At 71.1% G+C, this 18,797-nt stretch carries 22 protein-coding genes; 11 read left to right on the top strand and 11 right to left on the bottom strand.

What is annotated here, in order from left to right; genetic code table 11:
* Nucleotides 1–31 precede the first annotated feature (31 nt).
* Nucleotides 32–715: a TetR/AcrR family transcriptional regulator gene (locus ACFYL4_RS09380; RefSeq protein ID WP_357762059.1), complete on the top strand. Its 684-nt coding sequence runs from the start codon at nucleotides 32–34 to the stop codon at nucleotides 713–715.
* 21 nt (nucleotides 716–736) lie between these two features.
* Here ACFYL4_RS09380 and ACFYL4_RS09375 read toward each other — a convergent pair whose 3' ends face one another.
* Nucleotides 737–1,225, bottom strand: a complete 489-nt coding sequence (locus ACFYL4_RS09375; RefSeq protein ID WP_357762062.1) for a macro domain-containing protein — start codon at nucleotides 1,223–1,225, stop codon at nucleotides 737–739.
* Between the two features lie 152 nt (nucleotides 1,226–1,377).
* Between ACFYL4_RS09375 and ACFYL4_RS09370 the strand changes: the two genes are divergently transcribed.
* On the top strand, nucleotides 1,378–1,785 hold the full coding sequence (locus tag ACFYL4_RS09370; RefSeq protein ID WP_357762065.1) for a MarR family transcriptional regulator: 408 nt from the start codon (nucleotides 1,378–1,380) through the stop codon (nucleotides 1,783–1,785).
* Between the two features lie 3 nt (nucleotides 1,786–1,788).
* Here the strand turns inward: ACFYL4_RS09370 and ACFYL4_RS09365 are convergent, their stop codons facing one another.
* Nucleotides 1,789–2,361, bottom strand: coding sequence for a GNAT family N-acetyltransferase (locus ACFYL4_RS09365; RefSeq protein WP_387517735.1), 573 nt, complete (start codon nucleotides 2,359–2,361; stop codon nucleotides 1,789–1,791).
* Between the two features lie 95 nt (nucleotides 2,362–2,456).
* Entirely contained in the window at nucleotides 2,457–3,074 is a 618-nt protein-coding gene (locus ACFYL4_RS09360) for a TetR/AcrR family transcriptional regulator (RefSeq protein ID WP_387517733.1), read from the bottom strand.
* A 68-nt stretch (nucleotides 3,075–3,142) separates the two neighbouring features.
* Here ACFYL4_RS09360 and ACFYL4_RS09355 point away from each other — a divergent pair, with 68 nt between their 5' ends.
* Complete coding sequence (locus ACFYL4_RS09355) at nucleotides 3,143–3,832, top strand: GAP family protein (RefSeq protein WP_387517731.1); 690 nt, start codon at nucleotides 3,143–3,145, stop codon at nucleotides 3,830–3,832.
* An 83-nt stretch (nucleotides 3,833–3,915) separates the two neighbouring features.
* On the opposite strand, the gene ACFYL4_RS09350 is transcribed toward ACFYL4_RS09355, so the two are convergent.
* Complete coding sequence (locus tag ACFYL4_RS09350) at nucleotides 3,916–4,767, bottom strand: LysR family transcriptional regulator (RefSeq protein ID WP_387517729.1); 852 nt, start codon at nucleotides 4,765–4,767, stop codon at nucleotides 3,916–3,918.
* Nucleotides 4,768–4,835: 68 nt separating this feature from the next.
* On the opposite strand from ACFYL4_RS09350, the gene ACFYL4_RS09345 reads away from it, so the two are divergent.
* The gene (locus ACFYL4_RS09345) at nucleotides 4,836–5,777 is read left to right on the top strand and encodes a DMT family transporter (protein WP_387517727.1); all 942 of its coding nucleotides are present in this window, start codon (nucleotides 4,836–4,838) and stop codon (nucleotides 5,775–5,777) included.
* On the opposite strand, the gene ACFYL4_RS09340 is transcribed toward ACFYL4_RS09345, so the two are convergent.
* The 3 genes from ACFYL4_RS09340 to ACFYL4_RS09330 all read right to left on the bottom strand — a co-directional run bounded on the left by ACFYL4_RS09340 (nucleotide 5,701) and on the right by ACFYL4_RS09330 (nucleotide 8,331).
* Complete coding sequence (locus ACFYL4_RS09340; protein WP_387517725.1) at nucleotides 5,701–6,069, bottom strand: alpha/beta fold hydrolase; 369 nt, start codon at nucleotides 6,067–6,069, stop codon at nucleotides 5,701–5,703. The genes ACFYL4_RS09345 and ACFYL4_RS09340 overlap by 77 nt on opposite strands.
* 43 nt (nucleotides 6,070–6,112) lie before the next feature.
* Nucleotides 6,113–6,625 carry an alpha/beta fold hydrolase gene (locus ACFYL4_RS09335; RefSeq protein WP_387517723.1) on the bottom strand — a complete coding sequence of 171 codons (513 nt, stop codon included), beginning with the start codon at nucleotides 6,623–6,625 and terminating at the stop codon, nucleotides 6,113–6,115.
* A 413-nt stretch (nucleotides 6,626–7,038) separates the two neighbouring features.
* Nucleotides 7,039–8,331 carry a hypothetical protein gene (locus ACFYL4_RS09330; RefSeq protein ID WP_387517721.1) on the bottom strand — a complete coding sequence of 431 codons (1,293 nt, stop codon included), beginning with the start codon at nucleotides 8,329–8,331 and terminating at the stop codon, nucleotides 7,039–7,041.
* Between the two features lie 323 nt (nucleotides 8,332–8,654).
* Here ACFYL4_RS09330 and ACFYL4_RS09325 point away from each other — a divergent pair, with 323 nt between their 5' ends.
* The 3 genes from ACFYL4_RS09325 to ACFYL4_RS09315 all read left to right on the top strand — a co-directional run bounded on the left by ACFYL4_RS09325 (nucleotide 8,655) and on the right by ACFYL4_RS09315 (nucleotide 12,970).
* The gene (locus ACFYL4_RS09325; RefSeq protein ID WP_357762086.1) at nucleotides 8,655–9,566 is read left to right on the top strand and encodes a LysR family transcriptional regulator; all 912 of its coding nucleotides are present in this window, start codon (nucleotides 8,655–8,657) and stop codon (nucleotides 9,564–9,566) included.
* 157 nt (nucleotides 9,567–9,723) lie between these two features.
* Nucleotides 9,724–10,587: a hypothetical protein gene (locus tag ACFYL4_RS09320; RefSeq protein WP_387517719.1), complete on the top strand. Its 864-nt coding sequence runs from the start codon at nucleotides 9,724–9,726 to the stop codon at nucleotides 10,585–10,587.
* 496 nt (nucleotides 10,588–11,083) lie between these two features.
* Nucleotides 11,084–12,970: an ABC transporter ATP-binding protein gene (locus ACFYL4_RS09315; protein WP_387517717.1), complete on the top strand. Its 1,887-nt coding sequence runs from the start codon at nucleotides 11,084–11,086 to the stop codon at nucleotides 12,968–12,970.
* Between the two features lie 68 nt (nucleotides 12,971–13,038).
* On the opposite strand, the gene ACFYL4_RS09310 is transcribed toward ACFYL4_RS09315, so the two are convergent.
* Complete coding sequence (locus tag ACFYL4_RS09310; RefSeq protein WP_387517715.1) at nucleotides 13,039–13,929, bottom strand: NAD(P)-dependent oxidoreductase; 891 nt, start codon at nucleotides 13,927–13,929, stop codon at nucleotides 13,039–13,041.
* A 221-nt stretch (nucleotides 13,930–14,150) separates the two neighbouring features.
* Between ACFYL4_RS09310 and ACFYL4_RS09305 the strand changes: the two genes are divergently transcribed.
* Nucleotides 14,151–14,438: a winged helix-turn-helix transcriptional regulator gene (locus ACFYL4_RS09305; RefSeq protein ID WP_387517815.1), complete on the top strand. Its 288-nt coding sequence runs from the start codon at nucleotides 14,151–14,153 to the stop codon at nucleotides 14,436–14,438.
* 167 nt (nucleotides 14,439–14,605) lie between these two features.
* On the opposite strand, the gene ACFYL4_RS09300 is transcribed toward ACFYL4_RS09305, so the two are convergent.
* The 3 genes from ACFYL4_RS09300 to ACFYL4_RS09290 form a co-directional block, all read right to left on the bottom strand.
* Nucleotides 14,606–15,139 (bottom strand): sugar O-acetyltransferase, encoded by a 534-nt coding sequence (locus ACFYL4_RS09300; RefSeq protein WP_387517813.1) that lies wholly within the window; start codon nucleotides 15,137–15,139, stop codon nucleotides 14,606–14,608.
* A 101-nt stretch (nucleotides 15,140–15,240) separates the two neighbouring features.
* Nucleotides 15,241–16,422, bottom strand: a complete 1,182-nt coding sequence (locus ACFYL4_RS09295; protein ID WP_387517713.1) for an acyltransferase — start codon at nucleotides 16,420–16,422, stop codon at nucleotides 15,241–15,243.
* A 38-nt stretch (nucleotides 16,423–16,460) separates the two neighbouring features.
* Nucleotides 16,461–17,081, bottom strand: coding sequence for a TetR/AcrR family transcriptional regulator (locus ACFYL4_RS09290; RefSeq protein WP_387517711.1), 621 nt, complete (start codon nucleotides 17,079–17,081; stop codon nucleotides 16,461–16,463).
* 157 nt (nucleotides 17,082–17,238) lie between these two features.
* On the opposite strand from ACFYL4_RS09290, the gene ACFYL4_RS09285 reads away from it, so the two are divergent.
* The 3 genes from ACFYL4_RS09285 to ACFYL4_RS09275 are packed head-to-tail and all read left to right on the top strand — an operon-like array spanning nucleotide 17,239 to nucleotide 18,712.
* Nucleotides 17,239–17,664 carry a CrcB family protein gene (locus ACFYL4_RS09285; protein WP_357762101.1) on the top strand — a complete coding sequence of 142 codons (426 nt, stop codon included), beginning with the start codon at nucleotides 17,239–17,241 and terminating at the stop codon, nucleotides 17,662–17,664.
* Nucleotides 17,661–18,023 carry a fluoride efflux transporter CrcB gene (crcB, locus tag ACFYL4_RS09280; protein WP_357762104.1) on the top strand — a complete coding sequence of 121 codons (363 nt, stop codon included), beginning with the start codon at nucleotides 17,661–17,663 and terminating at the stop codon, nucleotides 18,021–18,023. The genes ACFYL4_RS09285 and crcB overlap by 4 nt, the downstream gene beginning before the upstream one ends.
* Nucleotides 18,024–18,052: 29 nt before the next feature.
* Nucleotides 18,053–18,712, top strand: a complete 660-nt coding sequence (locus ACFYL4_RS09275; protein WP_387517709.1) for a class I SAM-dependent methyltransferase — start codon at nucleotides 18,053–18,055, stop codon at nucleotides 18,710–18,712.
* Nucleotides 18,713–18,797: the final 85 nt, after the last annotated feature.

Genomic DNA, 18,797 nt, shown 5'->3' with positions numbered 1-18,797 from the left:
GGTACGCCGACACGTGAAGACAAGGGGCCCGGTGGAAGACGAACCGACGACCGTGTGGAACCGGCCGGAACGCGGGGCCCGGGGCCCGGCACCGGAGCGCAGCCGCGCCCAGATCACCGCCGAGGCCGTGGCGGTGGCGGACGAGGGCGGCCTCGCGGCGGTGTCCATGCGCCAGGTGGCGCGGCGGCTGGGCACCGGACCCGCCTCGCTGTACCGGTACGTGTCCACGCGCGCCGACCTGCTCGATCTCATGGCGGACGCCGTCTCCGGCGAGATCGACCTGGACGTGGCGCTGACCGGGGACCCGGTCGAGGACCTGGCGGCGCTGGCCTCCCGGGCCAAACGGACCCACCTGGACCACCCGTGGCTCCTGGACCTTCCCACCGAGCCGGTCCCCGGCCCCCGGGGGATGGACTACCTGGAGTACGCCCTGCGCGCGCTCGAGCCGACCCGGCTGGCCCACCCCGCCCGGCTGGAGACGATCGGCCTGGTGAACGGGTTGGTGACCCTGTTCGCCCGGACCGAGATCCGACGTGCCGCCACCGAGGGGGACTCCCCCTCCCGAACCCGGGTACCCGGCGCGGCCGCGACCCCGGACCGACACCCGCTGGTCACGGCCGCGCTGGCGGCCAGCCCGGGCGCGGACCAGGACACCCACGTCCTGTTCGAGCGCATGGTTCGCCGGGTGCTCACCGGCCTCGTCGAGGGGCCCTGACCCCAGCCCGGGGCGCCCGGCTCAGTCCACGTCGTAGACGGTGACGCTCACGCCCCGTTCCAGGAGGTGCTCCCGGATCAGGGGCAGCACGTGTTCCCACCGGCCGCCCGCCAGTCCGCAGCCGATCCGGGGCATGTGCACCGTCGCCCCGAGTTCCAGGGCGTGGTCGGCGAGCCTGCCGAGGCAGGTGGCCAGCGCCTCGTAGCGGATCGGCGGGCCGCCGCTTCCGCGCCTGACCCCGTGTTGGGCGACCATGTTGGCCACGTGGACGTCGGGGAGCACCCGCACCAACCGGACCGCGCCCAGGGCGAAGTCGTTGGCGGACCGCCCCCGGTGCCAGGCGCGGTAGTCGCGCTCCGGCGCGGACCAGCGGCGGGACAGGGCGAGGACGAACCCCTTGCCCCAGCCGCCCCGGTTGTTGCACACGTGGGCGATGATCTTGGGCCCGGAGGCCTGGGGGCTGGTCGCGTCGCCGCGCAGGTACCGCGGTGCGGAACGGGAGTCGGGCATGCGGGCACACTACCGGCTGGGTCGGACACCCTCCCGGACCCGGTTCGCCCGCGCCGGACTCGCGGGGTGACACCCCGCTCAAGGGCTGGCGGGGACCCGGGCGGGCGACATATCGTCGATCCGTCCCGAGACCTCGGCCACCCGGAGGCCCCATGTCCGACCTACCGATCGGGTACTGGCTCAAGCACCTGGACCGGCTCATCGAGAACGACCTCGACCGTACCCTCGCCGAGGACTCCGTGAGCCGTCGTCAGTGGCAGGTGCTCAACTCCCTGCACGTCGACCCCGGCACCGTTCTCCAGCTGGACCAGCGCCTGGCGCCGTTTCTGGAGGACGACGAGACGGGCGTGGCCCCGGTGGTGGAGTCGCTGCGCCGGCGCGGGTGGGTGAGCGGGCTGGTCTCCCTGGAGCTCACTCCCGAGGGGCGGCGTGCCCACGGTGAGCTCCTCCAGCGGGTGAGCCGGGCCCGGGAACGGCTGTGCGAGGGCATCGGCGACCAGGAGTACCGCGACGCCGTCGACGTCCTGGAGCGCATGTCGGCCAACCTCGAACCGCGCTGACGGTCAGTCCAGGTGCAGTTCGCGGGTGAGTTCGACGAAGGCCAGGTCGTCCCGGCGCGGCAGCCCGAAGGCGGTGTCGCCGTAGGGGAAGGGTTCGGTCTTCCCGGTCCCGGTGTAGCCGCGCCGCTCGTACCAGGCGATGAGTTCGGGGCGCTGTTTGAGGACCTTCATCCGCATCAGGCGGCAGCCCCACTCCTGGGCGGCCGTGCGCTCGGCCTCGGCCAGCACGGTCCGGCCCAGGCCCGCCCCCTGGAGCTCCGGCCGCACGGAGAACATCCCGAAGTAGGCGCCGTTGACACTGCGTTGGAGCTCGCAGCAGGTGACGATCTCGCCCCCGGACTCGCCCACGAGCACCAGGGTGTTGGTACGGCCCAGCAGCTCGGTCATGGCGGAGGCGTCCACGCGCTGCCCGTCGAGGAAGTCGGCCTCGGTGGTCCAGCCCCGGCGTGAGTCGTCGCCCCGGTAGCAGGAGTTGACCAGCTCGACCAGCGCGGGGACATCCTCCGGTCGTGCGGCCCTGAACTCGACCCCGCTCCCGTGCTCCCGAACGTTCCCGTCGCCCTGCGTGGTGGTCACGCCATCCCCCCGAATCCCTTGGAAACCCCGTGTCGGCATCCAGTATGTCCAAGTCCGAGGGGTGGCCCGTCCACGTCCGGTACGGACCGGGGCGGCTACCGCCTGCTGGACTCGACGTGGGTCAGGAAAGCGCGCAGTCGGGCCCGCGCGGTGTCGGGCGGGACCTGGTCCGGGTTGACCATTATCTGGAGTGAGAGCCCGTCCACGAAGGTGTGCAGGAACGAGGCCCAGTCCTCCAGCCAGGGGTCGGGGTGCGTCCTCGCGGGGTCGTCCAGGCGGGGAAGGCCTCCTAGGGCGCCCACGAGCTGGCGGTACAGGCCCCGCTGCTGGTTCCAGCGCTCCTCCAGGCGGGGATCGCGTTCGCCGATGATCCCGGTGGCCTCCCAGACGCGGTACTCGGCGCGCCGGATCTCGTCCAGGGGGAGCATGTGCTCGGCGAACCCGGCGGCACGTTCGACCACGGTGGCGTCGGGGTCCTGGTCGCGGGAGTGCTCCCGCATCCGCCGGACCACCCGTTCCTCGGACAGGTCCAGGGCGAAGACGAGGAGTTCCTCGCGGGTCTGGAAGTAGTGGCGCAACGCGCCGGAGGACAGACCCGCCTCGGCGGCGACGGTACGGATGGACACGGTCTGCGGTCCGGAGCGGGCGATCACCCTCCACAGAGCCTCGGCCAGCGCGCGGCGGCGTTCTTCGTGATCGACGATCTTGGGCACTCCACTTTTTTAGCACACTTGTGTTATTTTATTTCGCACAGTCGAGCTGAAAAGATCCGGAGTACCGCATGCCTCCCCTGGACGTCCTCCTTCCGGTCGCCGGTCTGGCGCTCCTGGACACCCTGAGCCCCACCACGCTGGGTGTCTCCCTCTTCGTACTGCTCAGCGGAGCCCGTTCCGTGGCCCGTCCGCTGTTCGCCTACCTCGGAACGGTGGCGCTGTTCTACTTCGCGCTCGGGTGCGCGCTCATGCTGGGTCTGGGCGCGGTGATGGACCGCCTCACCCCCCTGGCCGACAGCCCTCTGACGGGCTGGGGCATGGTGGTCCTCGGAGGCGGGCTGTTCGCCTACTCCTGGGTGATGCCGAACAGCAAGCGGCCCCCGCGTCGCCCGGCCTCGTTCCGCACCACCACGATGATCGGGCTGGGCCTGGCCACCGGGTTGCTGGAGGCCGGGACCGCGCTCCCCTACCTCGGCGCCATCGGCATCATGAGCGCCTCGGGCCTGGCCGTCCACGCCTGGCTGCCCGTGCTCGCCGCCTACAACCTGGTGATGGTGCTCCCGCCGGTCCTGCTCTACCTGGCCCACCGTGCGTTCGGCGAGCGCCTGCGCCCGAGGCTGGACCGCTGGCGGGAGCGGATCGACGCGGGCTCGCGGGAGGCCCTGTCCTGGGTCGTCGGCATCGTGGGCCTCCTCCTGCTCGTCAACGGGCTCCAGCAGGTGGGTGTCGTCGACCTCATCGACTCGCTCAACCCCTGACCCTCCGGCCCGGGCGGGGCGAGCCCACCGGCCGGGCACACCGACGACCGGGGTGGTTCTCCCGGCGGGTTCCCGGCCGCTCTCTAGCGGGCGTACAGCTCCGTGAGCAGTGCGACCGCCGCGTGCGTGGCCGGGTGCGGGTCGTGCCGCCGCCAGACCAGCCGCACCGGGATGAGCGGTGCGTCGCGCAGCGGTCGGAAGACGATACCGTCGCGCCGGTACTGGGTGGCGGTGCTCTCCGGGGTGATGCCGACCGCCCGGCCGGTGGCGATCTCGGCCAGCCAGTCGTCGATGTCCCGGGTGGGTTCCATCTCCGGCCGGGCGTTGTCGGGCCACAGGTCCGCGGTGGTGGTGCCGGTGCGTCGGTCGTAGAGCAGGACCCGGCCGGTCAGCTCCTCCAGGCGCAGGGACCGGCGGCGCGCCCAGGGGTCGTCGGAGGCCATGGCGCAGTGCCGGAGCTCGTGCCCGACCACGGCGCTGTCGAAGCGTCGGCCGTCGAAGGCGGCGCGGACCACCGCGAGGTCGCACAGCCCCTCGGCGAGCCCTCCCGTGGGGGTGTTGGTGCGGATCAGGTGGAGGGCGATCCCGGGGTGCCGGTCGGCCCAGCGGCGCTGGAACTCGGCGGTGTGACGGCCCACGGCCGACCACGCGTGCCCCACCCGCAGGCGGGTGTGCCCGCTGGTGGCCTCGCTCACCAGGTTGTCGGCCTCGGCCAGCAGGTGGCGGGCGCGGGCCAGTACCTGTACTCCCGCCGTGGTGGGGGTGACGTGGCGACTCGTCCTGTGCAGCAGGCGCACACCGAGGACCCCCTCCAGGGCGGCCAGGTTACGGGAGACCGCCGCCTGGGACACGCCGAGTTCGAGGGCGGCGTCGCTGAACCCTCCGGAGTCCACGATCGCGACCAGGCAGCGCAGGTGGCGGAGTTCGAGATCCATGCGTTCAGCGTATAGAAGATCGCTCGTATGCATTTTGCGTATGCGAACCGCGGGTGGATGCTCGCGCCATGACGACTTCCACCGACACCGACGGGCACACGGCCGGGGAGACCGGCCGGGAGACGGGCACCGGACGCTGGCGCGGTATGGCGGTGATGCTCGCCGGAGGCGCCTCCAACCAGGTGGGAGCGGCCACCGCCGCGCTCGCCTTCCCCGTGATCGGTCCCGTGGGCGTGGTCGCTGTCCGCCAGTGGGTGGCGGGCGCCGTGCTGATGGCCGTGGGGCGGCCCCGGCTGCGGACGTTCACCTGGCGGCAGTGGTGGCCGGTGCTGGCGATGGCGGCGGTGTTCGGCTCTATGAACCTGACCCTGTACCTGGCCGTCGACCGGATCGGACTGGGTCTGGCGGTCACCCTGGAGTTCCTCGGCCCGCTGGCGGTGGCCCTGGCCGCCACACGCCGCTGGACCGACCTGGTGTGCGCGCTGGTGGCGGGCGGCGCGGTCGCGGTCCTGACCCGACCGCAGCCCACCACCGACCACCTCGGGATCGCCCTGGCCCTGACAGCGGCGGCGTGCTGGGCGGCCTACATCCTGCTCAACCGGACGGTGGGGCGACGGCTGCCGGGGATCGAGGGGTCGGCGGCCGCCGCCGGGGTGTCGGCTCTGGTGTTCGCTCCGGTGGGCGCCCTCGTGCTGTACCTGAACCCGCCCACGTTGGCGGCGCTGCTGTGCGCGGCCGTGGCGGGGGTGCTCTGCTCGACGGTGCCGTTCCTGGGCGACCTGTACGCGTTGCGCAGGGTCCCGGCCCGCTTCTTCGGCCTGTTCATGAGCGTGCACCCGGTGATGGCGGCGCTGGCGGGCTGGTGGGTGCTCGGGCAGACGCTAGGCGGTGCGGAAATCGCGGCGGTCCTGGCGATCGTGGCCGCGAACGCGGTCAGCGCGGGCACGGCGGCCCGGGCCGGTTCCGCTCGTCCAGGAGGAACTCCAGGACCGGCGCGGTCAGACCGGTGAGGGCGTGCCCGGCGCCGGGCACTACCCGTACCCGGGCCCCCGGGACGCACGTGCGCACCCGCCGGGTGGTCTCCGCGGAGTCGAACATCCGGTCGCGCTCGCCCACGTTCACCAGGAGCGGAAGGTCCAGGGTCCGAAGGTCGGCGTCGATGACGACGGGGAGGGGGTCGGTGCGGGGGCGGAACCGGGTGAAGACCGCCATCACCTCGTCCAGGACCCGCGCGTCACCGGAGCCGTCGAGCCCGACGAGGTAGCGGACCGAGCGCTCCCTTGCGCGGGGTCCGCCCAGCATGAGCAGCCCGGCTCCCAGAACACGCCACCGGCTCTGCGCCCAGTCAGCCCGGGCAGGACAGCACCAGGCGTGTGAGGCGTCCCGGGCGGCGCACGGCGTAGTCCAGCGCGGTCCAGCCGCCCAGTGAGGTCCCGACCATCGCGGTGCGCTCCACGCCGAGCCCGGAGAGTACGTCGTCCAGCCACAGGGCGCCCGCCTCCGTGGACAGGTCGGGGAGGGAGGGCGCGCTCAGCCCGGGCTCGCCGACCAGGTCGACCGCGTACACGCGGAAGTGCTCCGACCAGGCGGGCAGGTCCGCGAACCAGTGGCTCGCGTTGGCTCCCGACCCATGGAGGAGGACCAGCGGCGGCGCCTGCCGCGGACCGCAGGCGAGTACGGAGGTCTCCCCCTCGCGGGTGGGAAGGCGGAGCCGCCGGATCGGTACGATCCAAGAATCCGACTCCGAAAAACGCGGAACACACCACTTAGGACCATGCCGCTGGAACCGGTAGTGGGCGCTGCGCTCGTGAGGACGCCTGTGACGTCCAGTGCCCAGAGCCCCTTCGGAAGCCTTCACACGAATGGTCCGGGGGCGGGGTTGGGCAGAGTGCAGGTCCGTGGCCAGGTGGTAGCCCAACCCCAGGACTGGAACTTCCACCCCGGTATCCCCGCCCCCACCCCCCGGCTGCTCTCTGAAGCGAAGCGATGGTCGGGCACAGTCCCTTGGCTGGACTCGTCACGCTCGCTCCAGCACATGTACATCATCGTGTGAACGGCGACCGCCGCCAGCCACCGATAGTCCTTATGTCCCCGCGAATGCCGACACTCCGGGCTCGTATGACCGAAAACACCCGGGCGAGGCTGCACTGCCCTGAGCGAGGTGGGTCGGACCACCGTTGTGCGGGTGCCCGGACGCGCCGTGGACGCTACCGAGCACCCGGTGCCATGGTGCGGTGAGTAGGACGTGGCCGCACGTCACGGCGGGCGCGATCACCACCAGTGAATCGGGATCATAGAGGCGTGTTCACCCTCGGCAGTGCCGATCTCGACGGGTTCTTCTCCACCAGCCGCAGGCACGCTGAACCAGGACACCTTGCCTGCGCTATCGGTAGAGCGGAAGAGGAGCTGGTCTCCCTCCGGTGAAAGAACGGGATGCTCGTTGGTGCGGTCGCTGCCGGGCAGGATCTGTCGCAGCACCACAGGTGCGGGGTCCCCGAAGAATGCCTCCTCCACCTCCTCGGCGGGGTCGAGAGACCAGACCGTGAACTCGTTGTCGTCGAGCATCAGCTCGTACTCGCCGACGGCGAACAGTGCTCGGGGGAGCCCCTGGCCCGAGGAAGCTGTGCGCGAGAATTTGAGGTGCTCCCAGGCTCCTTCGGAAGGGCGGCCGTTGTTACTTCTACCGGCGGGCACGACTGCGGGATCTCCCTCAAGGCCTTCCGAGAGACTGATCTCCCCGTCTCGCATTTGGAACACCCCGGCGATGCCTGATTCGGTGAACGCGAAGTGCCGGTTATAGAAGCTGGAGATCTTGGCTGGTCCGCTGGGGTTCTCCGTGTCCTGGACGACGACGGTTCCGAAAAGGACGCCGGACTGCGGGTCAATGATCAGGCGCTCGCATCGCATCCCGCAATCACCCAGGTCTCGGACCTCCCCACTGGTGGGGTCAAGCGTCTTCACAGTGTGGGTTTCCGTCCCGTGGTCGATCTCTACGTAGTAGAGCCCACCATCAGCGTGCGAGTAACGGGGCGACTTCTTCTCGGTGGCACTACTGAAACCGGACGGGGCATCAGCAGGCAGGAGGGCCTCGACCCCGCCGTCAGCGGACATCGCACCGACAGTGGTGGTCTCTGTGCCGTCGATCTCCTCCACGATCGTCACCAACAGGAGCGACTCGTTAGGCAGGACCAGCGCCGCCAGTTCGTGGGCCTGATCGAAGGTGATCGGGAGAGTGCCAGTGATCGTGTCCTCGAACGCCTCGGTCGAGCAGCTCGGGAGTTCCACACTCTGGAGGGACTCCACTGGACGGCTATGGGCGAGCACAGGTTCGTCGGTGGCCACGGCATCGGCCACAGAGAACACGTGTTCGGCCTGGACGGTGCCGTCCTCTCTGGAGAACCGTGACACGGTGATGGAGTCTTCTCCGCAGGCCAGCGCGAGGAATCCATCACCGCTGAGGGGGGCTACTTCGGTGCTGCCTCCACTGACCTCCTGCTCTGCCTCCCCCGCGTTGCTTCCGTCGTCACCGCAGGCCGTGACGACGAGGAGCGCGAACAGCGCCACACCAGACATCAGTCGTGAGGATCTGGAAACTCGGAGCACAGAGCCACCTATTCACTGAGGAGTGGCACCCCGGCCGTCCACGGCTGGGTCGTGGTCCGGTCGGCAGGGTCATAGAGCAAGGGCGGTAGCACTTTACCTTCGAGTCGCGGGCGGTATCGGGGGGAACCTCTCTCCTCCGTCTCGGGGCGAGCTCCCAAGCGACAGGACTTCCGCTGCTCACAGGCGGGTAGGAGATCCAGAGGAACACTTTGCCCGACATTGACTCCACGAGGTGGCGCGAACACGTACCGTCCCCGGGACACTGCGACCCTGGGAGGACCCCCTTGTCCATCGACTCCACCACCATCGACCTCGTGCGCGCCCTGACCGTGCACGACACCATCGCCGAGGCGGCGGCCGCGGTCTACCTCAGCCCTACGGCCGCCTGCCGCAAGATCAGCTCTCTGGAGGCGCTCGTGCAGGGAACCATCGTCAACCGCGGCGGCCAGGGCCGCCCCGTCCAGCTCACCGAACTCGGCCGCCGCTATCTGTCATGGGGCGAGAGCGCCCGCCGCCGGTTCGACCGGGTCGCCACCCATGGCGAACAGGAAGCCGGCACCGAGCTGATCCGCGTGGCGGTCCTGGGAGCCGCGCTGGCCGACACCGGCCCAGCCATCCTGGAGGAGTGGCGGGCCCGCTGGCCTGACGTGCGTCTGGCCCACGTGCCCGTGCACTCCCACACTCTCGCCGACCCGCTCGCGGCCGCCGACATCGTTTTCGGGCAGCTCCTGGGCGATGAGGCCCACGAACTGGGCTACCGCGCCCACACCACCACCACCGCACCCCGGGCCGTGGTCGTGCCGCGCAGCTCGGACCTGGCCGACGCCGAATGGCTCAGCCCCCACGACGTCGCCGACGCCGAATGGCTCTACGCCGACCCCGGAGGGGCCCGCTATGCCCGGTGGATGGACGACCTGCCCCTCGCGGAGGCCTCCCGAGCCACCACCCTGGAATCCCCGGAGGAGGTGAGCGCGGCCGTGGAGGTCACCGGCAACGTCGCGCTGCACACCATGTTCGCCGCCCCCGCCTTCGAGACCTCACACACCCGGTTCGTGCCGCTGGCGGGACGCGCGGTCAAGTTGGGGGTGGCCATCCGCTCCGACTCTCCCCCGCCCCCGGCTCTGGAGGCCCTCTACGAGCTGGCCGTGCTCTGCCACAACAACCTCGACGCCCTGAACGAGCTCAACAACGAGTGACCTGCATAGAACAACCCGACACTGTCCTGTCAAGGGGTTCCGGTTGCGGATATCGCATCCCACACCGGACCCCGCCGTGGTGACCTGATCCCAGGTCGCCCCACCGAACCCTGTACCACCTGGGCGGCCCCGCCGCACGGACCAGGAGGTAGCCAGGATGGACGCGACGCTGACCCGCACCCACCACCACACGCACAGCCCCGGGGCGCCCACCCTGAGCCGCCTCAGCAGCCGGGTGTGGACCACACGGTGGACCGCGAGCCCGGGCGCCAGCCTCCTGGTCGGCCGCGGCGCCGAGCTGACGGTCGTGGACCACGGCATGAGCACAGAGGCCACCGAACGCCTCCTGACCGAGGTTGCCACCGCCGCCCCGGCCCTGCGACTACGCCGGATGGTGTGGCTGCGCTGGGACCACGGCTCCGGGGAGCGCACCCCCGAGCACGCCGAACGCCTGCACGCCGACCAGATCCGGCCAGCCGCCAGCTTCGCGCCCGGCTCGCCGCGTGTACTGAGCCACCGGTTGAACATCCCGAGCTTGCCGGGGGTCAGCGCGCACGCCCCCAGTGCCGACCAGCTGCTGCTGTGGGACCGTACCGACCGCATTCTTTTGGCCGGGGACCTGCTGGCCCCCGTCGCCCCCGAACTCTGGGGGCTCACCCCCTCGCAGGCCGAGCAGGCCCTGCGGTGGATCAGCGACTGCGCCCCCCACCAGGTCGTGGGCAGCCACGGCACCCTGCTCTCCGGCGCCGACATCGAACGCGCCATCACCAGCCGGCTGACCTACCTGCGGGTCCTGCGCCAGCAGGCCATCCGAGCCCACCGCAGCGGCGCCACCGAACGCCTCGCCCTGCACCAGGCCCTGACCGAAGGCGTCCTGGCGCAGTGGGCGGTCGCCCCCGAGCGCCACCTGATCAACCTCCACGCCGCCCTGGCCGAGCACACCGGCCGGGCCCTGGACATGGACGCCGTGGCCACTGACGTGCGACGGGTCCTGGCCGAACGGGGCACGCGCCTGCTTTGACCACACGGGGCCCGCCCCTTCCCTCCCCGGGCGGGCCTTCCCAGCGCTCCACCCCGCTGGAGTGCAGCCCCCGGCGGTGACCGACACCGGGGGCTCTTCGCTCGCCCGTTGGGCGCCTTCACGGAGCAGTCGGCACAATCGTCGCGTCTACCGATACGCAGTCAGAATGCCGAGAACCCACATGCGATGAACTCTCGGTCTCGCCGCGCCAGATCCGGGGACGCCCCAACAACGAAGCAGTGCCGCTGTTGGGGAGTTCGCGCATGTTGCGACAGCGGTACTGTCCCCGCTAATGCTGCCCGCAGAGACGGCCAGGACGGGGGCGGCACCATCTTCCGCCCGTGGGTGGAGTCATATCGCGCCAGAACCTGTTCGAGCGGTGGTGCGGCGTACAAGGGGGTCACCAGGATGGGGAAGACGGCGCTGCGGCTTGACCTGAACTATTATTCAGGTTCTACGGTTCTGGGGTAACCAACAAGACGGACCGGTGGACCCCATGAGTATGGAAATGGCCGCGTGGAACTCGATCTACCACGCCATGCACGCCCACGAGGATCAGCGCCCCTTCTCCCGAGCGGTCCTGCGCCGGATCGCCTCCTTCGCCCGACCACACGGGCGCCCACTGGCCTGGTTCCTCGGTCTGAGCGTGCTCATGGCCGCGCTCGCGGTGGCCGCACCGCTCCTGGCCGGAGAGGTCGTCAACGAGATCGTCGCCGGGGCCGCGCTCCGACCGGTCCTCGTCCTGGCCGGGCTCATCGCCCTGGTCGCGGTCTCCGAGGCGGTTCTCTCCCTGGTCGTTCGCTGGCTCTCCTCCCGGATCGGCGAGGGGCTCATCCTCGACCTGCGCACGACCGTCTACGACCACGTCCAGCGCATGCCGGTCGCCTTCTTCACCCGTACCCGCACCGGCGCCCTGGTCAGCAGGCTCAACAACGACGTCATCGGTGCCCAACGCGCCTTCAGCGACGTCCTGTCCGGGGTGATGAGCAACGTCGTCACCCTCGTCCTGGCCCTCGCCGTCATGGTCACCCTGTCCTGGCAGATCACCCTGCTCTCGCTGGTGCTGCTGCCCGTCTTCGTCCTGCCCGCCCGCCGCATGGGTGCCCGCCTGGCGCGGATCGAACGCGAACGCACCGTCCACAACTCCGCCATGAGCACCCAGATGACCGAGCGCTTCTCCGCGCCCGGCGCCACCCTCGTCAAGCTCTTCGGGCGCCCCGACGACGAGTCGGCCGAGTTCGCCCGGCGCGCGAGCCGCGTCCGCGACATCGGGGTGCGCACCGCCATGGTCCAGGAGGTCTTCTTCACCGCCCTGACCCTGGTCTCCGCGCTCGCCCTCGCCCTCGTCTACGGCCTCGGCGGCCTCTACGCGCTGCGGGGGCAGCTGGACGCCGGGACGGTCGTGGCGATGGGCATGCTCCTCACCCGCCTGTACGCCCCGCTCACCGCCCTGGCCAGCGCCCGGGTGGAGGTGATGAGCGCGCTGGTCAGTTTCAGCCGGGTGTTCGAGATCCTCGACCTCAAGCCGCTCGTCGACGAGAGCCCGGACGCCCGACCGGTCCCGACCGGCCCGGTCTCCCTGGAGTTCGACGACGTCACCTTCGGCTACCCCACCGCCGACCGGGTCTCCCTGGCCTCCCTGGAGGAGGTCGCCACGCTCGACACCACCGACAACGGCCCGGTCCTGCACGGGGTGTCCTTCCGGGTGGAGCCCGGACAGACCGTGGCGCTGGTCGGCTCCTCCGGAGCGGGCAAGTCCACCATCGCCCAGCTCACCCCTCGCCTGTACGACGTGGACGAGGGAGCGGTCCGCCTCGGCGGCACGGACGTCCGCGAACTCACCTTCGCCTCGATGCGGGCCACCCTGGGGATGGTCACCCAGGACGGGCACCTGTTCCACGAGTCCATCCGCGCCAACCTCACGCTGGGCGCCCCCGGTGCCACCGACACCCAGATCTGGGACGCGCTGCGCCGGGCCCGTCTCGACGCCCTGGTCGGCGGCCTGCCGGACGGGCTGGACACGGTGGTCGGCGAACGCGGCTACCGCTTCTCCGGAGGGGAACGCCAACGGCTCACCATCGCCCGCCTCCTCCTGACCGGGCCCGAGGTCGTCATCCTCGACGAGGCGACCTCCGCGCTGGACTCCACCTCCGAGGCGGCCGTCCAGGCCGCCCTGGCCGAGGCCCTGGAGGGACGGACCGCCCTGGTCATCGCCCACCGGCTCTCCACCATCCGCGCCGCCGACGCCATCCTGGTGGTCGAGGCGGGGCGGATCGTGGAACGCGGCACCCACGCGGAGCTGCTGGCCCGCGACGGACGTTACGCCGAGCTGTACCGGACCCAGTTCTCCCACGGTGACACCGAACCGGCGGCGGCCGGGTAGGTCCCCGGCCGCCCGCCCCGACCCCGTCCCCCGGTGGCGCCACACCGGGGGACGGTCCTCCGTCCGCGTCAGCGCGCGGGCAGCGGCTCCCCCATCAGCTCGTACAGGGCGGCGACGCTCTGGTCGCGTCGGCCCCGTGCCACGGCGCGCTCCAGCAGCTCGTGCATGGGCGCGTGCCAGGAGTTGTCCACTCCGGAGTTCTCGGCGATCTCCCGGTCGTGCTCGATGGTCTCGTGGAAGGTCCCCACCGTGGAGATCGGCCGGGAGTAGTCGCCCGAGTCGATCTCCTGGGCGAAACCGGGCAGGATCGCGATGATCATCTCCAACCACTTCGCGGAGTAGCGCACCAGCGACTCCGCCTCCAGGCCCCGCTCGCGCACCATGTACGCCCCCTCGAAGAAGCCCAGGAGCGCGGGCAGGAGCATGCCGCCCACCGCCGCCTCGTACAGGGCCGACAGGTCGGGGTCCTCACCCAGGTGGACGGTGTCGCCGCCCAGAGCCCGCAGCGTCCGCACGTGCTCGTCGAAGACCTCCCGGTCACCGCTGTAGTACAGCAGGGTGTCGGGCAGACCCACGGCTCCGGGCACGTTCTTGACCGCGCCGTCGAGGAACCGGGCTCCCCGGTCCTTCGCCCACGCGGCCATGGCGCGCGCCCCGACCGGGGTACCGGAGTTCACGGTGACCAGGGTGCGCCCCCGGAGCACCGATCCGGCCGGTTCGAGCGCCGCGAACGTGGCGTCGTAGGTGCTCAGGCAGGAGACGACCAGCGGGCTCGCCGTGACCGCCTCGTCGATGGTGCGGGCCTGGACGGCCCCGGCCTCGACCAGGGCCGCACCCTTCTCCGGGCTCCGGTTCCACACCGTGGTGGCGTAACCGGCGTCGACGAACGCGCGGGCCAGCGCCGCGCCCATCAGCCCGAGCCCCACGACCGTGACCGCCGTTCGGTGTTCCTGCGTCATGTCCGTTCCCCGTCTTCCCTGTGTACTCGCGTCCCCTGCGGGCCCCCGGAGCCCTGCTGTCCGGGGCGGTCCCCATCCTTGGGGAGTGCGCACCTTCGTACAAGTACCGATATTTTTGTCGGGTACTGTCATTCTCAACGGGTACTTACCTTTGGTGCAGTGAGGAGGACTCCGTGGCCGACAGGACCTACACCTGCGGGATCGACGCGGCCGTCGACGTCATGGGCGGTAAGTGGAAGGGGCTCATCCTGTGGTGGCTCCAGGAACGACCGCTGCGCTTCGGTGAGCTGCGGCGCACGGTCGAGGGCATCAGTGAGCGGGTGCTCATCGTCCAGCTCCGGGAACTGGAGGCGCACGGCATGGTGCACCGCGAGGTCCACCAGCAGGTTCCGCCGAAGGTGGAGTACTCGCTCACCGAGTTCGGACGCACGCTGTTGCCTGCGCTCAACGCCCTGGGTGAGTGGGGCGAACACAACATGGACCGGCTGCGGACGGGGGCCCCGGGGTGACGCCGGTCCGCCTCCGGGTGGCCACAGAGGAGGTGCGGGGACTTTACGAACACCCGGGCTGGGAGACGGTGTTCGAGGTGACCGCCGCCCGCCCCGTTGATTCCGCCGCCCGTGGAGCGGCACCGGGTTCCTCGCCCATCGGACCCGGGACCGCGCCGGTTCCGGGCTCAGATCTCCTTGACGACCCGCGCCGGGTTGCCGACCGCCACCACGTTGGCGGGCAGGTCCTTGGCGACCACGGCCCCGGCGCCCACCACGGTGTTCTCACCGATGGTCACGCCCGGACAGACGATCACCCCGCCGCCCAGCCACACGTTGTCGCCGATGGTGATGGGTTCGGCCGCCTCCCACTTGGCCCGCCGCGGCTCCGGGGCGATCGGGTGCGTGGGGGTGAGCAGCTGGACGCGGGGGCCGATCAGGACGTCGGCGCCGATCGTGATGGGGGCGACGTCGAGCATGACGGCGTCGAAGTTCACGAACGAGCGCGGTCCGATGGTGATGCGGTAGCCCAGGTCCACGCGCAGCGGCGGACGCACCTCCGACCCCTCCCCCAGTTCACCCACCAGGTCGGTCAGGGCCTTGTGCCGCCCCTCGACGTCGTCGGCCGCGCAGGAGTTGAAGGCCTCGGAGCGCCGGCGCGCCCGGGCCACGTCCGCCTCGATCTCGGGGTCGTCGGCGAGGTAGGGCTCACCGGCCAGCATGCGTTCCTTCTGAGTGGCCACGGGGGTCGGGTCCTTCCCTTGGGAGTTCTGCTTCGACCCTAACCCCGCGGCCACGGCGGCGCCTCGCGGTTCCCCGAGGATCAGAGGACGCGCCTGGCTCCCGGCACCGCCCGCACGGCGGCGGCCACCACCCAGCACAGCGGCACGGCCAGCACGGCCATCCCCGCGAACTTGGTCAGCGCGGAGGCCTCCCAACCGCTCAGAGCCACCCCGAGCGCGACCAGCACCACGGCGTGGAGCACGTAGACGGCGAAGGCGTTGTCGGACAGGAACTCCAGGAAGCGGTTGCTTCGGTCGAACAGCCGACGGAAGGACACCAGGAGGGCGACGACCACGCCCATGGCGAAGAGGTTCTCGGTCAGGATCTGCGCCAGCGCCTGCCAGCTTCCGGGGGTCAGGGAGTCAGTGCCGACGATGACCAGGACCGCCGCCATGGCGACCAGTCCCGTGGCGGCCAGCCCCAGCCCGCCCCACCCGGCGCTGTTCGGCAGCCGCACGAGCCAGTTGTTGCGGTAGGCCAACACACTCACCGTGAACAGTGCGGCGTACTGCGGCAGGTACCCGGGGCTGGGCAGCCCCACGACCGGCCAGTACGGTGCGGGGAAGGCGAAACGCCACGCGAAGGTGAGCAGCGCCAGGCCCACGGCGAACAGCACGACCGGCCCCAACCAGCGCAGCGGCGCGGAGTCGGCGGGACGCGCGGCCGCTCGCTCCAGGGCGCTGGTTACGACGGCGGGGCGGCGTTCGCGCAGGCTGCGGAGGGCCACGTAGACCAGGCTCATGACCAGCAGGACCTCCACGAACCACAGGGGTCCCGGGTCGATCCCGAACACGTAGAGCATCCAGTACGACAGGCTCGGGTCGGCCGCGAGCAGCTGGGCGTGCGCGGGCGCCATCGCCAGCGGCCGCAGCAGGACCACGAAGAGCAGCAGCGGAACGCCCAGGCGGACCATGCGCTCGCGGAGGAACGGGCGACCGCCCCTGCGGTCCACGGCCCCGGGCACGAAGTACCCCGCCAGAAGGAAGAACAGCCCCATGAAGAACGTCTGGTTGAGGATCACGAAGACGTCCAGCAGGCCGCCGGTGGGGTCCTGGGCGGGCTCGGTGTAGAACCACAGCGGGATGTTGCCGTAGGTGACCGCGACGTGGTGCAGGATCACCAGCACGGTCAGGAAGACCCGCAGGTTGTCGACGAAGAACAGGCGCGCCCGTGTGGCCGGGGGCGTGGTCGCTGGGGTCACGGGCGGGTGGTGCTGTGTCATGGTGCCCTCGTGTTCGGGGGTGGTCGGGCTCGGTGCGGTCAGTCGGCCCGGGCGGCACGGACGAGGAGCTCGCCCAGTTCGTCGGCGTGGGCGAGCAGGTCGTGGTCGGGGTGGACCCGCCAGTACTCGAACATCGCGTCGATGGACGCCTGCTGGCTGACCGCCATCACCCGCACGTCGAAGTCGCGGAACTCGCCGCTCTCCTGGCCGTGCCGGTAGAAGCCCTCCAGGCCCTGGTAGAGCGGTTCGGCCTGGCGGCCGCCGTAGCGGGGTCCGCCGTCGGCGTCACGGGCGTGGATGAAGATCTGGGCCAGCGCGGCCATGCGGTCGCGGTGCTCCATCGCGTACTCGGCGACGCCGCGCACATGGGCGCGCAGCATCGTCTCGGCGTCGGGTTGGGCCGTGACGCGGGGGACGATCGACTCCGCGATCTCCGTGTAGACGCTCGTCACCACCTGGTCCACCAGTTCGTCCTTTCCGTCGAAGTGGTACGAGATCACGCCCTTGCTGATCCCCGCCGTTCGCGCGATCCGCGCCAGGGACGCGTTGGGGTAGCCCATCTCGGCGATGGTCTCCACCGCCGCCTCGATGATCTGCGCCCGTCGGGCCTCCTCGATGAAGGACCGCTTCTGACTGCCCGGCTTGTTTTCTGACTGCATGGCCAGAATTCTATACAGCCGGACAGGAATCCATGAGGGATCGCCCTGAAACACCCCCTGAACCGACCCTGACACTCCAGCGGTCACGCCCCTGACGCGAGGAGGCTCCCCCGGGGACGAGCGGGCAGGTCGGGCGCGGTGGGTGCACAATGACCCCATGTCCTCATCCGCACGGGGGTCCGTGGCGCCCCTGGTCGCCGCCGTGTCCGCCGGCGGTGCGCTGGGCGCGCTGACCCGCCACACCCTGGACGCGCTCTGGCCGCCCGCGAGCTCCGGGGTCTCCTGGACGATCCTTGCGGTCAACGTCACCGGCTGCCTGCTGATCGGCCTCCTCATGGAGCTGATCGTGCACCGCTGGCCCGGCAACCGCCTGGTCCGCCCCTTCTGGGGGGTGGGGTTCCTCGGCGGATACACCACCTTCTCCGCCTACGCCGCCGACGTGGTGACGGCCCTGGAGCGCGGGGAGCCGCGCGTGGCGCTGGCCTATCTCCTCCTCACCGTGGCGGGGGCGCTCACCGCGGCCTGGGCCGCCTCGGCGTTGGCCCACCGCTTCCTGACCCACGGCGGGGGGCGCAACCCGTGAGCGCGCTGATGGTGGTCCTGGGCGCGGCCGTGGGGGCTCCGATCCGGTTCCTGGTGGACCTGGAGCTCAAACGCCGCCTGGGCGAGGGTTTCCCCTGGGGAACCCTGCTGGTGAACGTGGTCGGCAGCCTGGTCCTGGGCGCGGTTCTGGCGCTTCCGCTCTCCCCCGCGACCACGGACCTGCTCGGCGCGGGGCTGTGCGGGGCGCTGACCACCTACTCGACGTTCGCCTACGAGACGGTCCAGCTGTCACGCACCGGCGCCCGGGGCCGCGCCCTGCTGAACGTGCTGGCACACCTGTCCCTGGGCGTGGGGGCGGCCTGGGCGGGGGTGACCCTGGTCGGGGTTCTGCTCGGCTGAGGCGGCACGGCGCCGCTACCGTGTCCGGTATGCCCTCACCGACACCCGTGGCCGCCTGGCTGAACCGCGTCAACCGACGGCACCCGTGGAGCCACAACGACCGGCTCGCACCCTGGGTGGTGCGCCGGGTGGCCGCCAGCGGGGCGCGCGAGGTCCTCGACGTCGGGTGCGGCACCGGAAACCTGCTGGCCCGCCTGCGCCGGAGGGTCGACGCGGTCACGGGACTGGAACCCGATCCGGAGACCGCGAACCTGGCCGTCTCCCGCTTCGCCGACGTTCCCGGGATCACCGTTGTCCGCACGGGCCTCGACGGGCGCGCACCGGGGCGGCGCTGGGACGCCGTCACCATGGTGGCCGTCCTGCACCACCTGCCGTTGGAGCCGACCCTGCGGGAGCTGCGCTCCGTCCTGGTTCCCGGCGGCCGCCTGGTGGTCGTGGGGTGCCACCGCGACGCCACCCCCGCCGACCACCTCCTCGGGGTGCTCTCCGCCGTGCTCAACCCGCTGGTGGGCCTGCTGCGACACCCGGTTCCGGCCAGTGAACCCCCCGCGCACATGCGCGCCCCCACACGCGAACCGGAGTGGACCCTCGACCAGATCCGTGCCGCCGTCGCGCGGGAACTGCCGGGCGCCCGGGTGCGTCGGCGCCTGTTCTGGCGGCACACCCTGGTCTACGACCACCCGTCCTGAACAAGGTTTTTGCCGTTATCGCACATTTCCTTGCCGAATCACCCCGTCGGGGGCACCGTGGTGGCGGAGGGGCCACCCGGCCTCC

Origin of the sequence: Nocardiopsis sp. NPDC006938, from assembly GCF_042869555.1 — a bacterium.
GTDB lineage: Bacteria > Actinomycetota > Actinomycetes > Streptosporangiales > Streptosporangiaceae > Nocardiopsis.
Note: the sequence above shows the minus strand (reverse complement) of the source record. Positions and strands in the feature narration are given on the sequence as shown.